Origin of the sequence: Microbispora amethystogenes, from assembly GCF_016863015.1 — a bacterium.
GTDB classification, from domain to species: domain Bacteria; phylum Actinomycetota; class Actinomycetes; order Streptosporangiales; family Streptosporangiaceae; genus Microbispora; species Microbispora amethystogenes.
The window spans coordinates 143,644-161,983 of sequence record NZ_BOOB01000018.1 but is presented as its reverse complement, the minus strand read 5'-3'; the positions used below and the strand labels follow the sequence as shown (position 1 = coordinate 161,983).

17 protein-coding genes and 4 pseudogenes are annotated in these 18,340 nt (G+C 65.4%); 10 read left to right on the top strand and 11 right to left on the bottom strand.

Going from position 1 to position 18,340, the window contains the following annotated elements:
• Window positions 1-219 precede the first annotated feature (219 nt).
• Window positions 220-2,505 carry an N-6 DNA methylase gene (locus Mam01_RS14285; protein ID WP_204285801.1) on the top strand — a complete coding sequence of 762 codons (2,286 nt, stop codon included), beginning with the start codon at window positions 220-222 and terminating at the stop codon, window positions 2,503-2,505.
• A gap of 357 nt (window positions 2,506-2,862) precedes the next feature.
• Here Mam01_RS14285 and Mam01_RS37915 read toward each other — a convergent pair.
• The 4 genes and pseudogenes from Mam01_RS37915 to Mam01_RS36620 all read right to left on the bottom strand — a co-directional run.
• A pseudogene (locus tag Mam01_RS37915) lies at window positions 2,863-2,964 on the bottom strand (peptide-methionine (S)-S-oxide reductase MsrA); the annotation flags it as partial.
• A gap of 26 nt (window positions 2,965-2,990) precedes the next feature.
• Window positions 2,991-3,407, bottom strand: coding sequence for a PIN domain-containing protein (locus Mam01_RS14280; RefSeq protein ID WP_182884504.1), 417 nt, complete (start codon window positions 3,405-3,407; stop codon window positions 2,991-2,993).
• Entirely contained in the window at window positions 3,383-3,694 is a 312-nt protein-coding gene (locus Mam01_RS14275) for a hypothetical protein (protein WP_182883171.1), read from the bottom strand. Before Mam01_RS14275 ends, Mam01_RS14280 begins: the two co-directional genes overlap by 25 nt.
• Before the next feature lie 106 nt (window positions 3,695-3,800).
• Window positions 3,801-3,899: pseudogene (locus Mam01_RS36620) on the bottom strand (peptide-methionine (S)-S-oxide reductase MsrA); the annotation flags it as partial.
• A 335-nt stretch (window positions 3,900-4,234) separates the two neighbouring features.
• On the opposite strand from Mam01_RS36620, the gene Mam01_RS14270 reads away from it, so the two are divergent.
• Both Mam01_RS14270 and Mam01_RS36615 read left to right on the top strand, forming a co-directional pair.
• Window positions 4,235-5,437 (top strand): Shedu anti-phage system protein SduA domain-containing protein, encoded by a 1,203-nt coding sequence (locus Mam01_RS14270; RefSeq protein WP_204285800.1) that lies wholly within the window; start codon window positions 4,235-4,237, stop codon window positions 5,435-5,437.
• Between the two features lie 72 nt (window positions 5,438-5,509).
• A pseudogene (locus tag Mam01_RS36615) lies at window positions 5,510-5,686 on the top strand (IS5/IS1182 family transposase); the annotation flags it as partial.
• Here the strand turns inward: Mam01_RS36615 and Mam01_RS37640 are convergent.
• The 3 genes and pseudogenes from Mam01_RS37640 to Mam01_RS37910 form a co-directional block, all read right to left on the bottom strand.
• On the bottom strand, window positions 5,678-5,989 hold the full coding sequence (locus Mam01_RS37640; RefSeq protein ID WP_373868696.1) for a recombinase family protein: 312 nt from the start codon (window positions 5,987-5,989) through the stop codon (window positions 5,678-5,680). The pseudogene Mam01_RS36615 and the gene Mam01_RS37640 sit on opposite strands and share 9 nt — an antisense overlap.
• 246 nt (window positions 5,990-6,235) lie before the next feature.
• Complete coding sequence (locus Mam01_RS14260; RefSeq protein ID WP_204285798.1) at window positions 6,236-6,919, bottom strand: hypothetical protein; 684 nt, start codon at window positions 6,917-6,919, stop codon at window positions 6,236-6,238.
• An 87-nt stretch (window positions 6,920-7,006) separates the two neighbouring features.
• Window positions 7,007-7,105: pseudogene (locus Mam01_RS37910) on the bottom strand (peptide-methionine (S)-S-oxide reductase MsrA); the annotation flags it as partial.
• A 38-nt stretch (window positions 7,106-7,143) separates the two neighbouring features.
• On the opposite strand from Mam01_RS37910, the gene Mam01_RS14255 reads away from it, so the two are divergent.
• Together Mam01_RS14255 and Mam01_RS14250 are read left to right on the top strand one after the other, a co-directional pair.
• The gene (locus tag Mam01_RS14255) at window positions 7,144-8,661 is read left to right on the top strand and encodes a recombinase family protein (RefSeq protein WP_204285797.1); all 1,518 of its coding nucleotides are present in this window, start codon (window positions 7,144-7,146) and stop codon (window positions 8,659-8,661) included.
• Between the two features lie 682 nt (window positions 8,662-9,343).
• The gene (locus tag Mam01_RS14250; protein WP_204285796.1) at window positions 9,344-10,741 is read left to right on the top strand and encodes a replication initiator; all 1,398 of its coding nucleotides are present in this window, start codon (window positions 9,344-9,346) and stop codon (window positions 10,739-10,741) included.
• 198 nt (window positions 10,742-10,939) lie between these two features.
• On the opposite strand, the gene Mam01_RS14245 is transcribed toward Mam01_RS14250, so the two are convergent.
• Complete coding sequence (locus tag Mam01_RS14245; RefSeq protein ID WP_204285795.1) at window positions 10,940-11,209, bottom strand: GntR family transcriptional regulator; 270 nt, start codon at window positions 11,207-11,209, stop codon at window positions 10,940-10,942.
• A 131-nt stretch (window positions 11,210-11,340) separates the two neighbouring features.
• On the opposite strand from Mam01_RS14245, the gene Mam01_RS14240 reads away from it, so the two are divergent.
• Window positions 11,341-11,682, top strand: coding sequence for a hypothetical protein (locus tag Mam01_RS14240; protein WP_204285794.1), 342 nt, complete (start codon window positions 11,341-11,343; stop codon window positions 11,680-11,682).
• Window positions 11,683-11,695: 13 nt separating this feature from the next.
• Window positions 11,696-11,995 carry a hypothetical protein gene (locus tag Mam01_RS14235; protein WP_204285793.1) on the top strand — a complete coding sequence of 100 codons (300 nt, stop codon included), beginning with the start codon at window positions 11,696-11,698 and terminating at the stop codon, window positions 11,993-11,995.
• A gap of 872 nt (window positions 11,996-12,867) precedes the next feature.
• Here the strand turns inward: Mam01_RS14235 and msrA are convergent.
• On the bottom strand, window positions 12,868-13,530 hold the full coding sequence (gene msrA / locus Mam01_RS14230; protein ID WP_239101311.1) for a peptide-methionine (S)-S-oxide reductase MsrA: 663 nt from the start codon (window positions 13,528-13,530) through the stop codon (window positions 12,868-12,870).
• Between the two features lie 135 nt (window positions 13,531-13,665).
• On the opposite strand from msrA, the gene rarD reads away from it, so the two are divergent.
• The 3 genes from rarD to Mam01_RS14215 all read left to right on the top strand — a co-directional run bounded on the left by rarD (window position 13,666) and on the right by Mam01_RS14215 (window position 16,323).
• Window positions 13,666-14,571 carry an EamA family transporter RarD gene (gene rarD / locus Mam01_RS14225; protein WP_150935858.1) on the top strand — a complete coding sequence of 302 codons (906 nt, stop codon included), beginning with the start codon at window positions 13,666-13,668 and terminating at the stop codon, window positions 14,569-14,571.
• Between the two features lie 75 nt (window positions 14,572-14,646).
• Window positions 14,647-15,474, top strand: a complete 828-nt coding sequence (locus Mam01_RS14220; RefSeq protein ID WP_204285792.1) for a TIGR03621 family F420-dependent LLM class oxidoreductase — start codon at window positions 14,647-14,649, stop codon at window positions 15,472-15,474.
• Between the two features lie 105 nt (window positions 15,475-15,579).
• A complete protein-coding gene (locus Mam01_RS14215; RefSeq protein ID WP_204285791.1) occupies window positions 15,580-16,323 on the top strand; it encodes an SDR family oxidoreductase in 744 nt (247 codons plus the stop codon).
• Window positions 16,324-16,330: 7 nt separating this feature from the next.
• On the opposite strand, the gene Mam01_RS14210 is transcribed toward Mam01_RS14215, so the two are convergent.
• Both Mam01_RS14210 and Mam01_RS14205 read right to left on the bottom strand, forming a co-directional pair.
• Complete coding sequence (locus Mam01_RS14210) at window positions 16,331-17,311, bottom strand: hypothetical protein (protein ID WP_204285790.1); 981 nt, start codon at window positions 17,309-17,311, stop codon at window positions 16,331-16,333.
• A gap of 25 nt (window positions 17,312-17,336) precedes the next feature.
• The gene (locus Mam01_RS14205; RefSeq protein ID WP_204285789.1) at window positions 17,337-18,332 is read right to left on the bottom strand and encodes a polyprenyl synthetase family protein; all 996 of its coding nucleotides are present in this window, start codon (window positions 18,330-18,332) and stop codon (window positions 17,337-17,339) included.
• Between the last annotated feature and the right edge of the window lie 8 nt (window positions 18,333-18,340).

Here is an 18,340-nt window from a genome sequence, read left to right as displayed (position 1 = left end):
CCGATATGCATGCTCTGAGCTGCCGAAACAGGTTTCTCTGCTAGTTGCACCAGAACATTATCAGTGAGTACCCTGGAGTACGCGTTTGCTGCAAGCCTTGGGCCCACCTATGGTGTCTGATAATCACCAGGGCATTAGAAACGGGGTAACGCGGTGCGGCGCCAGCAACGACCACCAGATCGCTTCGTTTCGCGTGCCGAGCTCGCCACGCTGGCTGGCGTGCGGCGTCCAACCATCACGACCTGGGCAAAGCGCCACCGGGACTTCCCTCAGCCAATCAGCTTTGACAAGCAGGAGTACTTCAGCCTCGCCGAGGCCCTTAAGTGGCTGAACGGGCGCATGATCGCCGAGAAGGATCGGCGAGCTGGCGAGCCGCCCGGATTCACCTACGGCGCACGTGTTCAACATGCGATCTCAATCGCTCATCAGGTCACGTCAGACGAAGACGGCCCTGTCCACAGCGACGCCGCCCCTGCCTCGACCAGCTTGGACCCTAGCGACTCCAATACTGAGCCAGCTCTCCAGCGCCTTCTCGGAGCGCTAGCGACGAGCTTTCGTGATGGCGTCAACAGCCAAGCTGACTACTTGACCCTGGTGCTATGCCTGACCTTCCTGATTCGCTGCGCACCGGACTTGCGGTCGGAGATCCTCAAAGTGACTACTCGGCCTCCGGCGGAGCTTCGTCCTGCCGCGATCATGCGCCGAATCGGCGAGCTTACGGACCAGGCGCTACGCGCGTATGGAATACCACCAGGCGCACGTAGCACGCTGGAACGAATGCGTACACCTTCAGGGGTCGTTCTCGCTGAAGTGATCCGCCTGTGCGATCACCTCGGCCCAGCAGCTTTCCGCACGCTACTCGATCACCTCGCCACCGCGATGAGATTCGAAAGCGGCGACTACTTCACTCCACGCGGAGTGGCGAACCTCATGGCGCGCTTGGCGACAGGCGATGGCGACCGTGATGAGAATCTGCCCGTATACGACCCATGGCTGCGCGGCGGGGAGATGCTACACGCTGCGGGTGCCCTACAGCCCGGCTCGGGAAAGTCGCTACATGGCGCAAGCCCGAACCCTGAAACGCTGCGGCTCGCTGGCATGAACCTCGCCATGCATGGCCAAACTGTTCAACTCCACCTGGGCAGCACGACGCCTTGGCGTGAAGCGAGTGAGCCACGGGCCCGGGCGAGTGCCGTACTAATGAACCCGCCGTTTAATATGCGCTCCGCACGGCCGACCGGCGGCCACGACGACTGGTTGTTCGGCCCGCCGCCCCTACACAATGACAACTATGCGTGGCTGCAGTTTGCAGTGGACTCCCTCGCGACCGGAGGCAAAGCAGCCGTACTGATGCCCCATCAAGCAGGCGTCAGCTCCGACGAGTGCGAGCACGCGATCCGCCGGAAGATGGTGGAGCAAGGGACGGTGGAGGCGATCATCGCCCTCCCCGCTCGACTTTTTCCAGTGACGACCACAGCGGTGAGCATATGGGTCCTCAGCCCTCCCTCCGTCGAACCGAAACGGATCCTCTTCGTGGATGCTGCGGACGCAGCCGTCGTGACGCGACAGGATTCTGTCCTTCTGCCTCCAAACGCGATCGACATCCTCTTCGACATCTACCGACGCCGGCATCTGCTCCCGCAAGGGAAAGTAGAACGGCTTGCAAATCTTGGGTATGCCGTCTCGGCTGATATAGACACGCTTCGGCAGGCTGACTATTCCCTGGACCCGGCTGACTACATCGCAGACATGTCTGAGCTCGCACGTGCTCCATGGGCTGACGCTCATAGCATGTTAGATGAGCTGATGCGACTGAAAGCAAAAGTAGACGAACTAGATATCCAGGCCGCCCAGCTTCGGCCTGTTCCACGTGCTGGGTTGTCCCGGAGCCTACCCAGTGGATGGAACCGCATTACCCTGAGCGATCTTTGCACTATCCAGGCCGGGCCGTCTTTTTCCCGACTCGGCGTAGCCGAGCGTGTGGCACACGGTTCAGTGCCCATCGTCATGCCAAGGCACCTACAACAGGGATTGATCGTCGCCAATGACGCAGATCGGACGACCGTGGAGACGGCGGAGCGCTTGACCAGGTTCCGCCTACGGGTAGACGACATCCTCTGCGTGCGATCAGGCGCCATGGGGCAGTCGGCGATAGTTCGGGAGCAGCAGGAAGGATGGCTCTTCGGGGGAAACCTGCATCGATTGCGTCTTCTCACGGCCGACATCGTGGATCCGCACTACCTGTTGACCTTCCTGAACCTGCCATCGACCATGAACTGGATTCGTCGCCGGTCCAGAGCGACCGTCATCCCTTTCATCAATGCTCGCGACCTCGGTCAACTCATCGTCACCGTTCCTCCCCTCGATGAACAGCGGCAGATCAGATCGGCGCTCAACACGCTCGACGAACAGGCCGCGATCCACGAGCAGTTCACGCGCGCAGTCATGCGGGCGCGTACGGCACTAGCCGAGCAATTGCTGGAAGGCGTAGTGATCTCTCGATGACAGCGTCACCTGCCAAGACTGCAAAAGAGGCTGCCTTCGGACGTACGCTCGCGGGGATGGCAGGAGTTGGCGGGCCTCTCGGCCTCGGTATCGCCGGCGCGCCCTGGGGAGTAATGGTGGTCCTGATCGCGCTGACGTTAGTGATTACTCTTGTTCAGAGCGTCTTCCCGCAGGAGTCCGCCCATCGCCTGGCATGGTGGCGCTCCCTCTGGCAATCCCAAGAGCGCAGGTTTGAGTCGGGATCATCCTCGAAAGAAGTCCGAGCGAAGCGAAGCCCCGCAACGAGGACTCAGCGCTGAGCAGATAGTGCCCAGCGCTGGACCTGGGCGACCCAGTGCACGCCCCGCACACGATCGATCAGGCTTCGCCGGCGGTCAGGCCGACGGGGTAGCTCACACCGGTGCCGCCGATGCCGCAGTAGCCGTTTGGCACCTTAAAAAGGTATTGCTGGTGGTAGTCGTATCGCTGGGGCAATAATTCGGCACCTACACCCGCACGAGGCGGACTGCCTTTCCGCAGAGCTTGCTCATGTCGTCCTCGTCCGAGGTGAGGACGATAACGGGCCGGGTGGAGCGAAGAGCCGTGGCGGCCACGACGGCATCGATCGCGTACTTGTGGCCGTGAAGACCGCTCTCACGGAGCAGATCCAGCGCGTGGACGGAGACCTCCTCGGTCACCGGCTCGACACGCAGCCGGGACAGATGCCAGCGCAACCGGTCGTTTGTCACCCGGCCGTCGAAGGCCTCGATAGGCGTCAAGGCACTGATAACAACGCGGAAGTCGTTGTTCTGTGCCTCTCGGACGATCGCCGTAACTCGCTGGTCGGCCGCGCACCACTTCGAGAGTCCCTCGGAGTCAAGGATGACCGTCCCCGCACTCAGCTTGCTTCGTGCGCGTGCCATCCACGCCCCTCCTGTAGCTCCGGAGCGGACTTCACGCTACGGAACAGCTGCTCAGCCTCGTCCCGCAGATGCTGCGGGATGGGACCGCACTCGTTCTCGTTCGCCTGCAGGGCCTCCTCCAGTAGGTCCCGCTCGATCTGCCGCTCCACAGCGGCGTCGACGTACGCGGAGAACCCACGCGCGCCGACACGCTCCTTGATGGCGCGGATGTTGCCGGCTCGCAAGGAAACGCTCACCTTGGCCGCGGGCCCGTCCCCGGGCGGGAAGGCCTGTTCAGGTGTACTCATAGCGGTAGTTTACTACTTCAAGTAGCAAACGACCGGCATCGGACGCAGGAAACCTCCGAGTACCACCAGGCCGCTCGGAGGTGTCACGATCCCGCCCGGCGACTGATCAGCTCTCGCCGGTCGTCAGGCCGACGGGGCAGGAGACTCCGGTGCCGCCGAGGCCGCAGTAGCCGTTCGGCACCTTAAAAAGGTATTGCTGGTGGTAGACCTTCGACTTAGGCAATAAGTCACCCAAGCCCTCTCGCGCCCTAGGTTCGCTCCGCTCCCGTTGGTCGATTCCTACGAGCTCGACTGCATCCGGGCTGGCGTTGGGGTTTAGCTACTCCGCCGACGTCTCGCCGCGAGCGGACACTGAGTCAAGGAGGCGCCATCCGCCACGCAAGGAGCGACGTCCCCCTTGATGCTGGGGCAGGCAGCCAAATCACGACCGTTCCCCCCCTCCCCCGAGAGCGTGACATGGCAGTTGAACTGCGGCACTGCTCACAGTCTCAATCCACGACAGATAGGAAATCTGTCAGTGGTACTGCCTACTGTCATGTCATGAGAATCCGATCCGACTGGTCTCTCGAACGTCTCCTGGAGCAGGCCCGCGACGTCTCCCCTACAGAGAGCGTGCGTCATGCCATCTCCGTCACCTTGGACTTCGTCGCTAGCGCACCCAAGACCAGATTCCGAGGGGGACGACAGCTGGTCGAACTACTCCAAACGGCCCATAAGGAGGCTAATCGGAATGGCGATGACCCAGCTATCGAACGACTTCATGACGCGATTGCCTATGCGGAAGGACGAATGATCCGCATAGACATCGAAGAAAAGTACGCCTTATTCAGCGGCAGCAGGCGGGACGAAAGCCTCATAAGGCTCGCCTCCCAAACAGCCCTAATCGCGGCCGAGTATTGGACTAGAGTCGCAGAAGAGTACCTCGAGGAACATCCAGACGCTGATGCCGGGCAGCTTTTACAGCGCGTACGCCAGATTGGCGCCGAGGCCGCCTTTATGGATGCGCGACGAGACCGTCCAGGCCGCTATCGCATAGCTAGCGGCCGATCAGACATGGCCACATGGCTAGAACGCCTATTCTCCGAGAGAATCGATATCGAGGACGCTCGGACAGCGGCACGGCGCATAGTCACTTCACCGGACGCCTTGGAGATACTCGCAAACGATGCCGATGGACGGATCCTACTTCAAGCTGCCGATCTCCAACGACGCAGAACAGGATTGATGCATTTACGCAAGGTCGTGGAAGATCCAGCTAGCGCCGAACGTCATATCCACAACGCCATCAGTGGTCAATCGTGGATCTTCGGAGGGCGCTTCATCGGCGAAGCTCACCGACGCCGTCTCGTGGCGGGGGACGAAGTAGATATTCCTCTTCTGCGAGCAGACGGCTCCTTGCACATAGTTGAGCTCAAGAAGGCGATGATACCTGTCGTGAGGCGCCATCGCAGCGCGTGGGTTCCTACGGCGGATGTTCACCATGCCATCGGTCAAGCAATCAACTATCTGCGGAACCTGGATGAGCAGAGAGACCGAGTTCGCCAAGACTACTGGATCGAAGTCAGGCGCGCGAGCGCCATAGTACTGATTGGCCATCCACAAGCACAGCCCAAGGTGCCAGAACTAGAGATATCAGAAACGCTCCGAACTCATAATGCTCACCTGAGTCGCGTAGAGGTGCTTACCTATAAGGAGCTTCTAGACGCGGCCGAGCGCTCCCTTGGCGAGCCCGACGAGAGCTGAGTACCGGCGATCATTTCGGGTGTTTCAAGGTTCACCGGGAACAGCCGGGTCACGGTCGAGCCGGAATTGACACAAAAGGACGTTAACCGCGCTCACGCACGCATCCGAGCCCTCGGCGAACGCGCCATTGCGACCATGAAAGCGTGGAAGCTGCTGTCAAAGCTCCGCTGCTTCCCTCACCACGCCACCCCGATCGTGCAGGCCGTCCTCGTCCTGCAAGCCTTCGAAGACGACCGCTACTCAGGATGAGAAAGGCTCAACGACGGGCCCGCTAGGACCACACCGCGGCTCCGACACGAGTGGTCTTCCCTTCACTACTAGTTCATCGATTAGCTCGCGAGCATATCGAGTATGCAGCAATCGATCAACATAGGACTTTTGCCAGCGCGCGCCCCCTCCTGGTGTCCGAATACCTTCCTGGTTGAGGACATTGCTGATCGCTGAGAGGCTAAGCCCTTGGCTTCGCAATTCAATGATTCGTTTCACAACATCGGGTGGACAGGCCGGCGGACGTCCTCGCCGCCGCGGATTTCGAAAATCTGTCTCGCTCATTTACGGCCTCTGGCGAACAAGCGGAGAAGCTCGCGGAAGACTTGGAGGCAGATCTTAGCCTTACCCTGGTCGCGCGTCAGCAACGTGGCAAACATCGCGATTCCCAGGTACAGAACAAATATGGCGACCACAGCCGCCACAAAAACAGCGATCCATCCGACTGCTGGTGCCGCCTCCACAAGGAGACGAAAAAGAATGTCCATTCGAACTTGCTCCGACTTCCCGAAGGAGAAGGGAGCCAGTTAGTCAGAGAACCGACACCCCCCTCGCCGACTTTAAGTAGTGGCGAAGTAGCGGTGAGCAAAGATCGTCATCAGCGTCATGGCGGTGCCCGTACCGAAGACGTGCGGCTATCACCATGAGTCTGAAGGTCAGGGCTTCGATGACGCGGCGCAGGTATGCAAGCAGAACCCGAATGATGCGATGCAGCATTCTGATAATACTGCGCAAGAATCGAAGCATCGCTTCCTGAGCATCAGAGGGCCGGATCTCCAAGAAATACGGCCACAACACTTCACATGCATGTTCGCCCGAGCGAGGAAGCTCGGGAAGCTTCTCAATAGGAAGGCGGTAGTCCGCCGCCTTCTTATCTAGGAAGAGTATTTGTTTACGCTGTCGAGGAAGATCTTTCCGCGTGACGACGCAAGCAGGCTGCGTGCCTCCATGGGCCGACATGCGCTTTTCATAAACGACGAGAGCATTCTCGAGACTACCGCCTCGGCGACAACTGTCGCACGACTCGATCTCCGGGATAGGAATGTATCTCTCGATAACATGCAGGTGGTAGACGAGCATCGAGACAGAACTCATGCCCATGCCGAAAGACCCAAGCGGGCCCTTGGGGCGTTCGAGCATGCGGCGGATTAAGGCCAAACCGCCTTCAGCATGCACGTATTCGTGCATCCACGACTGGCTGAAGAGCGAACGCATCCGCATACTTCCTCCAGCCCTTGAGATGTTCTTGGCCCATACCTTAGTAGAACCGTCGGGCCGTACTGGTTATTCTCTACGACCCGCCTACGCCTCACCGGACGTCAGGCCGATGGGACACGCGACGCCCGTGCCGCCGAGGCCGCAGTAGCCGTTCGGCACCTTAAAAAGGTATTGCTGGTGGTAGACCTTCACTTGAAGCAATAATTCTTGCGGAGGTCGCCTTGCCTGAGCCATCCCCCATCCCCGTCGTCTCCTACGCTCGCATCTCGGCCGACGTCAGGCGGGACGAACACGGAGTCCAGGACCAGCACAAGCTCAACCGGGAGTCCGCTGCCCGGTACGGCTGGACCGTCGTCCATGAGTTCACGGACAACGACAAGTCGGCTGCGAAGGCCGATGTCGTCCGAGACGAGTTCGAGGCCATGCTGAAGGTGCTCCGCGCGGGCGAGCTTCCAGACGGCGCGGAGGTGCGAGGCGTCGTCATCGTGGCTGAGGATCGCCTCGCCCGACGTCCGGGTGACTACGAACGCTTCGTTGAAGCGATCACCTACCAGGACGGCCGCGTCTTCGCGGACGCGCGGGGTCAGAAGGATCTCTACAGCGAAGACACCGAGAGCATGGGCCTGTTCGGCGCGGTCATCTCCAAGATGGAGGTGCGGAAGATGCAGCGCCGCATGCGACGCTCCCACCGGGCACGGGCCGAGCAGGGGCTACCCGTTGGCGGCACGCGCCCCTTCGGCTGGTTGCCCGATCGTTTGACCGTCGATCCGAAAGAGGCGCCTCTCGTACGTCAGGCGATCCTCGACCTTGTTGCCGGCCGATCGCTCAACTCCATCGTGAACCAGTGGCAGCGGGATGACGTGAAGACCTCCCTGGGCAACCTCTGGACTCCCCGCTCCCTGAAGATCACGGTCACCAACCCTCGGGTCTGCGGCTGGCGCGAGATGAACGGCGAGTTGATCCGGGACTCCGAGGGCAACCCGGTGGTCGGGCAGTGGCAGCCGATCGTGACGCCGGAACAGTGGATGGCGGTCAAGTCCATCTTCGACGCGCGCAAGGGTCACTTCGTCTACCGGGACGGCCGACTCGGCCCGATCCTTCCGCGAGACTTCAAGGAGCCCCGCCACCTGCTCACCGGGTTCCTCCGGTGTGGCCGGACCCAACCGGACGGCGCTCTGTGCAACGCGTCCCTCCGGGTCACGCACCAGAAGCACTGCGTGCAGCACATCTACATCTGTCCCGCCAAGACGGTGGGCGGCTGTGGCGGTCTCGGCAGACGTGGGGACATGGTTGACCTCTATGTCTCGGAAGCGGTCCTCGCGAAACTCGAAGAGGTGCAGTTGGCCTCTTCCACAGGTCCTACCGAATGGCCTGGCCAACAGGATTACGAAGACGCCAAGGCTCGGCTCGAAGAGCTACGCGCCCAGTGGACGGCAGGGAATATCAGCAACGAGCTGTTCTTCTCGGCGGCTCCCGATCTGGAGAAGCGCATATCCCGCCTTCGCACGGACGCGCAGAGCTTCGCGGCGACGGCTCAACGACGACAGGCCCGCTCCGCTACGGACGTGGCCGAGATACGGCGGCGGTGGTTCCTGTCGGAGAGTGAGGGCGGTCTACCGCTCTCGTTGAAGCGGTCCTACATCCGGGAGGCGCTGCACGCCGTGATCATCTACCCGAGCGGTAAGGGGCGCAGGCGCTTCGACCCCGACCTTCTTGAACTGGTCTGGCGTGAGGACTGAGGACACGAGAACGCCCAAGACGTCCAGGACGTCTTGCGGTCGGCGGTAGCTCCTCCAGCCTTACCATCAGGCGACAACTCGCTCACCTCCCTCCCACAGCAGCCGGACGTCTACGGACGCCGCTGGACGCCAGCGGACGTCTTGGGACGCCGTCAAAGACGTCATGCCAATTCCGGCTTCGGAACTGTCCGGTACGCATACGCGTTCTACTGGGGTAGAACAGAACTGTAAGAAGTCACCGTCTCCCTGACGGAATGACACAGGCGAGAAGCTACGCGACCCATTTTCCGGCGTGCATGAGATCCGGGCGGCAAACAAAATAACTAACGCCGTACCGCTGGAGGGACCCGGCCCAGCGGCAGGCGTCACGCCCTTTCATTTTCTGGTCGCACACTCCCAGGTTCTCTCGCTGACGTGCCCGTGTTCGGCCGTTCGGCTGCTGGCTCACGGTGCTCGGCGTCTGTTCCGCACGCGCGGCGGTGGCTCCACCCGCGAGGAAAGGAGCCCACCTGACCACACAGACCCCCATGTCTGCCCAGGAGTGGGGCAGACGCAAAGCCGCCGAGTCTCCTCGTTGGTCTGCCGACAAGTGGCACCGGGTGGCCACCGTTCTCGGTGCCGTGCTGGCCGACGAACCTGGCCGTACCGAGCCCGCCGACGAGGAGAGCGGGAGGGATGCCGCGTGAGCGAGCTTCCTCCCCTCTCCCCCGATGTCCTCGCCGCTGCCCAGCGCGCCGCCATGCCGGACTTCGCCCGGTGGCAGGAGATGGTGCGCGCGACGGGCGGTTGTGCCCAACCGATCCGGCTGCAAGGTCACCGGATCACCTTCGATGCCGGGTTGGAAGTGCTGGACGTCTACCGAACAGCCGACGAGCCGACCGGGTACCTGCTGACCGCGTGCGGCAACCGTCGTGCGTCCCGGTGCCCGGCCTGCTCGGAGGTCTATCGGGACGACACCTACCACCTGATCTTGTCCGGTCTGCGCGGCGGCAAGGGCGTGCCCGAGGACGTGAGCGCCCATCCCCGCGTGTTCGCCACCTTCACGGCCCCCTCGTTCGGCGCGGTCCACGCTCGTCGGCAGAAGGGTGACAAGGTGCTGCCGTGCCGTCCTCGGAGGGACAACCCGGTGTGCGAGCACGGCAGGCCGGAAGGCTGCGGGGTCCGTCATGCCGACGATGACCCCCAGGTCGGGCAGCCGATCTGCGTGGACTGCTACGACTACCGGGGCGCGGTCCTGTGGAACGCGCACGCCGGTGAGCTGTGGCGGCGCTTCACTCAAGCTCTGCCCGCGACGTTCGCCCGGCACCTCGGCGTCTCGCGGGCCGAGCTTCGTCGGCGGCTGCGGCTGTCGTACGCCAAGGTGGCCGAGTATCAGGCGCGGGGCCTGGTCCACTTCCACGCGGTGATCCGTCTCGACGGACCGGAGGGGCCGTCTGACCGTCCGCCGGACTGGGCAACCGTGCCTGTGCTCCGGGAGGCGATTCAGGAAACCGCGGCTGCGGTCTCGGTTCCCGTGCCGGACGATGACCCGTCGTTCGTCGGCCGGTGGGGGACGCAGCTCGACGTGGACCCCATCTACGTCGCGACGGGGTTGGAGGGCATCGCGGATCAGCGTGTGGCGGCCTACATCGCGAAGTACGCGACGAAGGGGGCCGAGTCAGCCGGGACCGTGGACCGGCCGATCCGGGAGGTCGCCGACGTTGCGCGGCTCGATGTTACCGAGCATGCCCGGCGCATGATCTACACCTGCTTCGCCCTGGCGAACGATCCGGCCTACCGGCTGATCCCGTTGCGGCGGTGGGCGCACATGCTCGGGTACCGGGGCCATTTCTCGACCAAGAGCCGCCACTACTCGACCACGCTCGGCGCGCTGCGCCAGGTCCGGGCCGATCATCAGGCCGAGCGGGCGCGGGAACGGCGCGGCCTGCCTGATCCTGCCGAGCGGGAGACGGTGACGGTCGGTGAGTGGCGTTTCGCCGGGAGCGGCTACCGGCACGGCGAACATCTGTGGGCCGAGATGATCCGGCAACGCGTCGCCACGGCGCGCCGGATCGCTCGTGAGCGGGGAGAGTCGGCCTGACCGTGCCGGTTGTGAGGCGGGAGTGGTGCGGCCGGCGCAATGCCGTAGGCACCCGAAGGGCCGCGAAGCGGTTGGGCCGGCGGCGCCACGGCCGGAGGCTACTGCCTCTGGCTTGTCGGCTCTACGCTTGGTGCGCCTTCCATCGTCTCGCTGACAACCGATAGAAGGCTGAAGGCCCCTGGATTCGTTCGGGGGCCTTCACTCGTCTTCGGTGTCTCTCCTGGGCGAGCCGCCGGTCTCGGGGTCGGCAACGAAGGTGCCTTTGCCGAGCACGGTGTAGACGTCTCCTGCTTTGAGCAGTTCGTTGATGACGCGGCGTGCGGTGCCCTTGGCGATGCCGAACTCTTCGGCCATGCGGGGTTCGCCAGGGATGGGGTGGCCCACCTGGTATTCGCCCGTCCGGATACGGCGTCGTATCTCTTCGAGGACGGCTTCCCATTTGAGCTGGTCAGGCCGGAACTCGATCACGGGCTTAAGAGTAGGAACGAAAGCGTTCCATGTCGTTACCAGAGGTACCTAGAGGTACCTAGGAGAAGGACTAGGTAGGACTAGGAAGGTTGGCGTACGCTCAACCCGTCAGCGAGACAGATGGGAGAGCCATGCGTCAGAACACGATCAGCAACCGAACCGCCGACCAGCAGGCGGGCATCCTGGCCGCCCTCAGCGACCTGCTCCGGTCCCAAGAGGTCCGTACCCGGCTCATCAGCCACATCACCGTGCGGATGACCGGGTTCCCGATCTGGGACCCGGCAGTCTCGGAGCTGGACATCTACGGCCTCGGCGGACAGGTCGCGACGGTCACCATCGACCAGGAGAACAAGCCGCGCCGCTTCCTGATCAAACTACCGAAGTCCGGGACCGTCGTTCGGCTGTCCACGGTCGACCAACCACAGTCCGCCGTCCGGTGGATCGCCAACTGGGCCAACGGCGGGCCACGGTAAGGTGGCGGTACTGGTGGCCGCCTCCATCCCGCACCTGGACGAGTGCCTGAGTCCGCACTGGGAGATGCGCCAACAAGATCACGTGAAACTCGTCTGGCATGAGCCGTTCGAAGGGGTCCGGCGGGTGCGGGCGCTTGCGTGGACGTGCGACTGCCGAGCCGTGGTCTACGAACTACTCCAGTCCGGCGGACAGGCGTTCATCCGCAAGACCACCCAGACCGAACCCACATCAAAGGTTGAAGAAACACACCGCTGGTCCATAGAGGAGGCCCGCAGGGCGTGGCATGCCCTGCTCCTCGGCGAGATGCGATAGACGGCCCAGCCCTCACGCGGCCCCGCTCACCTCGGGCGGGGCCGCACTCGCGTCTACGACCCGCGCCACTCCTCCCCCGCCCCCGATAGCTGCCGACATCAGTGGCCCGACCGAGGTGTCAATGCCGTCTTCATGTGTCCGTTCACCAGCGACGTACACCGCAACCCGACACCCAACCCGCACAGACGGCGTTGACACCGACCAAGGGCCACGAACAATCGAGCAGCGGGGGCGGGGAGCGGCCTTCGGCTGACTGTCTAATCTGAGTGCCTGCAGTCTGCTTCCATACCTACACCAGCCACACTCTCCTGACGATTCGGAGTAGGTAGAGATTATCTTCTAGATACTATGTATCTATGAAAGAAGCAGAGAAAGAGGTGCCGCGGAGACCGGATACAGAGGCGGTTTACTGGACACTCACCGATATTGCAGGTTTCCTCAATGTCCAAGTCAACACGGCGCGAGTCTACAACGCCCGGGCCAGTCTCAACCGCAGGAAGGGGACGCCGAAGCCAGGCGACCTGCCGAAACCCGACGCGATATTTGGCCGGTCCCCCGTGTGGAAACCCGCCACGATCATTGCTTGGAGTGAAGAACGCCCTGGGATGGGCGTTGGGGGGGGACGCCCTCCTAAAGACCATTCGGAATGATCAACTCCCTGCGGGCCACTGTGGATTAAGCGCGGGCGGCGCGGGCCGGGACCGGCCCCCAGGCCGCATGCCCGGCCCGCTGGCCGCCCGGCGCGCTGCGAGCCGCCGCAGGCGGCTCGCCTTGACCTTGTAGTGAAGGTTCTCGCCGAAAACGGCTCTGGCCCCTGATCGGCACCGGGCTTGCCGGGCGACCAAGGGCCAGGATCAGTCAGTTACCGCAGGTCAGGCCTCACCAGTGGTCAGGCCAATGGGACACGCGACGCCCGTGCCTCCGATCCCGCAGTAGCCGTTAATGTTGCGGAAAAGGTATTGCTGGTGATAATCCTCCGCGAAGTAGAACTCGCCGGCGGGGGATATCTCGGTGGTGATCTCGCCGTACCCGGCGTTGGTCAGCACCTTCTGGTACGCCTCCTGGGACGCCAGGGCGGCCTCCAGTTGCTCGGGGCCGTGGGTGTAGACAGCCGACCGGTACTGCGTGCCGACGTCGTTGCCCTGGCGCATGCCCTGGGTGGGGTCGTGCGCCTCCCAGAAGACCTTGAGAAGCTCCTCGTACGACACCTGGGCCGGGTCGAAGACCACCCGGACGACCTCGGTGTGCCCGGTGAGGCCCGAGCAGACCTCCTCGTACGTAGGGTTGGGCGTGTACCCGCCCGCGTAGCCCACCGCGGTCGAGACGACGCCCGGGGTCTGCCAGAATTTCCGCTCGGCGCCCCAGAAGCAGCCCAGCCCGAACTCGGCGATCTCCGTTCCCTCAGGGTACGGCGGAGCCAGCGGCGCGCCGAGGACCTGGTGGCGGGTGGCCACCGGCATGATCTCGGCCCGGCCCGGCAGCGCGTCCGTGGGCTCCACCATCGTCGTCTTGTCCCTGCCGAACAGCCAGCCCATCACGGACCCTCCCCTTCTGTCTGCCATCACCAACCACCCACCCGGCCGCGTTGTTCCTCACGTAAGGAGTCCTAAACTCCGGGCATAGAGGTCCTTATTTGTCCTGAATCTAGGTAAGCAGCGAAGATAGGCGACATGCCTGATACCCGCCGTGGCCTCCTGTTCGGCGTCGCCGCGTACACGATGTGGGGTCTCTTCCCTCTCTACTGGCCCCTGCTCAAGCCGTCCGGAGCGGTGGAGATCCTCGCGCACCGGATGGTCTGGTCGCTCGTCGTGGTGGTCGCGGTCCTCGCCGTACGGCGCCACTGGTCGTGGATCCGCACCATCACCCGCCGCCAGCTGATCCTCCTCACTGTCGCGGCCGTCACGGTCTCGGTGAACTGGGGCACCTACATCTACGCCGTCAACACCGGCCACGTGGTCGAAAGCGCCCTCGGCTACTTCATCAACCCCCTGGTCAGCGTGCTCTTCGGAGTTCTGGTCTTCCGCGAGCGGCTGCGTGTGTGGCAGTGGGCCGCGGTCGGGCTGGGCGCGCTCGCGGTTCTCATCCTCACGCTCGACTACGGGCGCCTGCCCTGGATCGCCCTCGTGCTCGCCTTCAGCTTCGGCTCGTACGGCCTGATCAAGAAGAAGGCGGGGGTGGGCAGCGCCGAGAGCCTGACCATCGAGACCCTCGTGCTGCTGGTGCCGGCCCTCGCCTACCTGCTCGTCCTGGAGGCGAACGGCACGGGCACCTTCGCCCACCACGGCGCCGGCCACGCCCTGCTGCTGGTGGCCGCCGGCCTGATCACCGCGGTGCCGTTGCTGTTCTTCACCGCCTCGGCGCTGCTGGTCCCCCTCACGGTCATCGGCCTCCTGCAGTACATCGCGCCGGTGCTGCAGTTCCTGTGCGGCGTGCTGATCGTCCACGAGACCATGCCCGCCAGCCGGTGGGCCGGCTTCGTCGTCGTCTGGCTCGCGCTGAGCCTCTTCACCTGGGACAGCATCCGCGCCGCCCGCACGTCGCGCCGCGAGCGCGCCGCCGAGCTCCAGACCGTGTAGTACGCCCCGGGGAGTACGGCTCCCGCCACCGACGGGGGGACGACCTCGGCCGTCCGCGACGGCGAGGATCAGCCCATGAGCAAGGACTTCCGCTTCGGGATCGTCGCCGGCTTCGCCCCCGACGCCGCCGCGTGGACGGCCACGGCCCGCCGCGCCGAGAATCTCGGCTACTCGACCCTTCTCGTCCCCGACACGCTGGGGACGCTCCCGCCGCTGCTCGCCATGACGGCGGCGGCCACCGCCACGACGACGCTGCGTGTGGGCACGTTCGTGCTGGCCGCGCCGTACCGCAATCCCCGGTTGCTGGCGTACGAGCTGGCCGGGCTCGACTTCCTGTCCGGCGGACGGCTGGAGGTCGGCGTGGGGGCCGGACGCCCCGCCGCCGAGCAGGACGCCCGCGCGCTCGGCATGCCGTACGGCACGGCGGGCGAGCGGATCGCCCAGGTCAGGTCGGTGATCGGCGAGGTGCGGACGGCGTTCGCCGAGGGCGGCCTCAGCGTGCGGCGCCAGGGGCCGCCCATCCTGGTCGCGGGCTCCGGCCCCCGCATGCTGGCGCTCGCTGCGGAGGAGGCCGACATCGTCGCGCTCGCCGTGCCCGCCGTCGCGTCCGAGGAGGGCCTGCGCGGGCCAGTCGGCACGCTGCGGGACCTGGCCGGAGCGAGGTTCGACGACATCGAGCTGAGCCTGAACCTCTTCCAGGTCGGCGACGTGCCTGCCCCGTGGCTGCCCGAGGGCTCCCCCACCATCCCCGACGACGCGGCCGCCGTGCTGCGCGGCTCGCCCCGGGAAATGGCCGGCACGCTGCTGCGCCGCCGCGACGAGCTGGGCATCTCCTACGTCACCGTCAACGGCTTCTACGCCGACACGTTCGCTCCCGTCGTCGAGCTTCTCACCGGCCGCTGACGCGCTGCGCCGGCAGTCTTCGGGAGGCGGCGCCCCGTCCCCTCCGACGAAGATCGCCTGTTCAGCCGGCGATAGCATCCGTGGCATCGAGCGAAGGAGAAGACGATGCGAATCGCAGTCGCCGGCGCCACCGGGAACATCGGATCGCTCACCGTCGCCGCCCTCGAACGGGACGGGCACGACGTCGTACGCGTCAGCCGCTCCCTCGGCGTGGACCTGATGACAGGCGAGGGGCTCGACAAGGCTCTGGACGGCGTGGAGGCGGTCGTTGACGCGATCAGCTCGGAGGCGACCGACCGGGACGAGGCGGTGGCGTACTTCGGCACGACCACCCGCAACCTGCTCGCCGCCGAGGAGCGGGCGGGCGTCCGCCACCACGTGCTGTTGTCGATCATCGGCATTCACCGGGTGGAGGGCAACGCCCACTACGCCGGCAAGCGGGAGCAGGAACGCCTCGTGTCCGCCGGGCCGGTGCCCTGGACGATCGTCCCGGTCGCGCAGTTCCACGACTTCGCCGAGACGGTGGTGAGCTGGACCGAACAGGACGGCGTCGCGACGATCGCACCACTGCTCGTGCAGCCGATCGCGCCCGCGGACGTGGCCGACGTCCTCGCCGAGATCGCGGCGGGCGAGCCGCGGGGACGCCATGCCGACGTTGCCGGCCCCGAGCCACAGGACCTCGTCGACATGGCCCGGCGCACCCTCGCGGCGCGCGGCCGTACGGTCAGGCTCGTGCCGACCTGGTCGGGGCTCTTCGGCACGTCGATGGCCGGAGACGTGCTCCTTCCCGGCGAGGGCGCCCGCATCGCGCCGACCACCTTCGACGAGTGGCTGGCCGCCCAACGCTAGGTCCGTGCTACCCCAGAGCCGCCTCGGCCCTGGCGTACCCGGCCTCGGCGATCTTCGGCAGCAGTACGGCGGGGTCGACGCGCGGTTCGGGCCACTGGGTGGAGATCCGGATCTCCAGGACGTATCGCGGTGTCCGCACCACCTCGGCCCACTGCCGCACCGACTTCCCCTCCAGGACGCGGAAGGCCCACGACCGGAGGCCGAGACGCGGCACGGAGAACGGTTCGACGTGCATCCAGTAGCCCTGCTCGCTGGGGAACGTCCGGCAGGAGCCCATCTCGGCGGGGTCGCCGAGGCCGCTCAGCATCGAGGCGGGCCCGGTGAGGATGGTCTCGGAGAACTCCGCCGACCGTTTCCACGCTCCTTCCCTGGTCGCACTCAGCAGCGTCGCGGCGATCCGCACGCCGGGCCGGTTGAAGTCGCGCAGCGCAACACGCCATGATCCGGAGGCCCACCTCTCACAGGTGGAGGTCTCCGGAGACGCCCCGGCCGCCTGACGAAGCGAGATGAACTCCGAGGCGCTGTCAACGGCGGCGGGCAGGGCGACGACCGCGCCAGGCGTCACGACCGATTCGGCGAACCCCTTGTAGCCGACGAGCAGCGCGTGCCCCAAGCGGGGGTCACCGGGGCCGCTGCCGGGGTTGGGAACCGAGATCGATTGGCCCTTCGGAAGCACCCGTCCCTCGAAGTAGTGCTCCACGGAGGGTGCCGGGGGCGGGCCGACCGGCACAGGCGAGGCGGGCACAGGCGAGATCGGCACAGGCGAGACCACCGCGGACGTGGCCGCACGGGCGAGGGCGTCGAAGAGCGACTGCGTCGAGTCCTCGGCCGGGTCGGCCGTGACGGCCTGGTCCTTGTCCACGACGACGGCGTTGCCGGGCGGCGAGTCCGGCGGCGCCGGGGCGGCGGGGGTGCCCGCTCGTTGCGTCCCGCAGCCTGTCACTGCCAGGGAAAGACACAGGGCGACCGCGGACCGGGTGAGTCTCATCCGGTCAATGATCTACGGAAAGGCGTCAGCCCGTACGCTCGACGACGTAGTCGCACAGGGCGACCAGGGCCGTACGGGCGGGGATGTCGGGCAGGCCGGCGAGGGCGGTCTTGGCCCGGTCGGTCCAGCGGATGAGCTCCGCGCGGGCCTGCGCCATCGCGTGGTTGGCCCGCAGCAGCGTCAGCGCCTCCTCGACGTCCTCCTCCGCCACCGGCCCGGACAGCAGCGTACGCAGCCGCGCGTCGGCGGGGTCGCCGGAGGCCAGGGCGTACAGCACGGGGAGCGTGCGGATGCCCTCGCGCAGGTCGGTGCCGGGCGTCTTGCCGGAGTCGGACGTGGGGGCGGCCACGTCGATGAGGTCGTCGCCGAGCTGCCAGGCCACACCGATCGCCTCGCAGGCGTCGGTGAGGCGATCCACGACGTCGGCCGGAGCGCCGGCCAGCATGGCGCCGAAGCGGCCCGAGGTGGCGATGAGCGAGCCGGTCTTGTCGGCGAGCACGCCGATGTAGTGGGCGATCGCGTCGCGGCCCTCGGCCGGGCCGATCGTCTCGCGGATCTGGCCGCGCACCAGCCGGGAGAACGTGCGCGCCTGGATCCGGATCAGCTCGCTGCCGAGGTCGGCCAGGATCTCCGACGCCTGGGCGAAGAGGTAGTCGCCGGTGAGGATGGCCACGGTGTTGTCCCACCGGGCGTTGGCGGACGGGGAGCCCCGGCGCACCGGGGCCTCGTCCATCACGTCGTCGTGGTAGAGCGTCGCCAGGTGGGTCAGCTCGATGACGACGGCCCCGGGCACGACGCCCGGAGCGTCGGGGGTGCCGAACTGGGCGGCGAGCAGCACGAGCATGGCCCGGAACCGCTTGCCGCCCGCCTCGATGAGATGCCGGGACGCCTCCGTGACGAAGGCGTCCTCGCTCTCCACCGACGAGCGCAGCAGCTTCTCCACCGCCGCGAGCCCGTTTCCGAGATCCTCGGCCAGCCGCTCGTCGACGAGAGGAATGTCCACTACGGGCGGCGCGGCCATACGGAGAT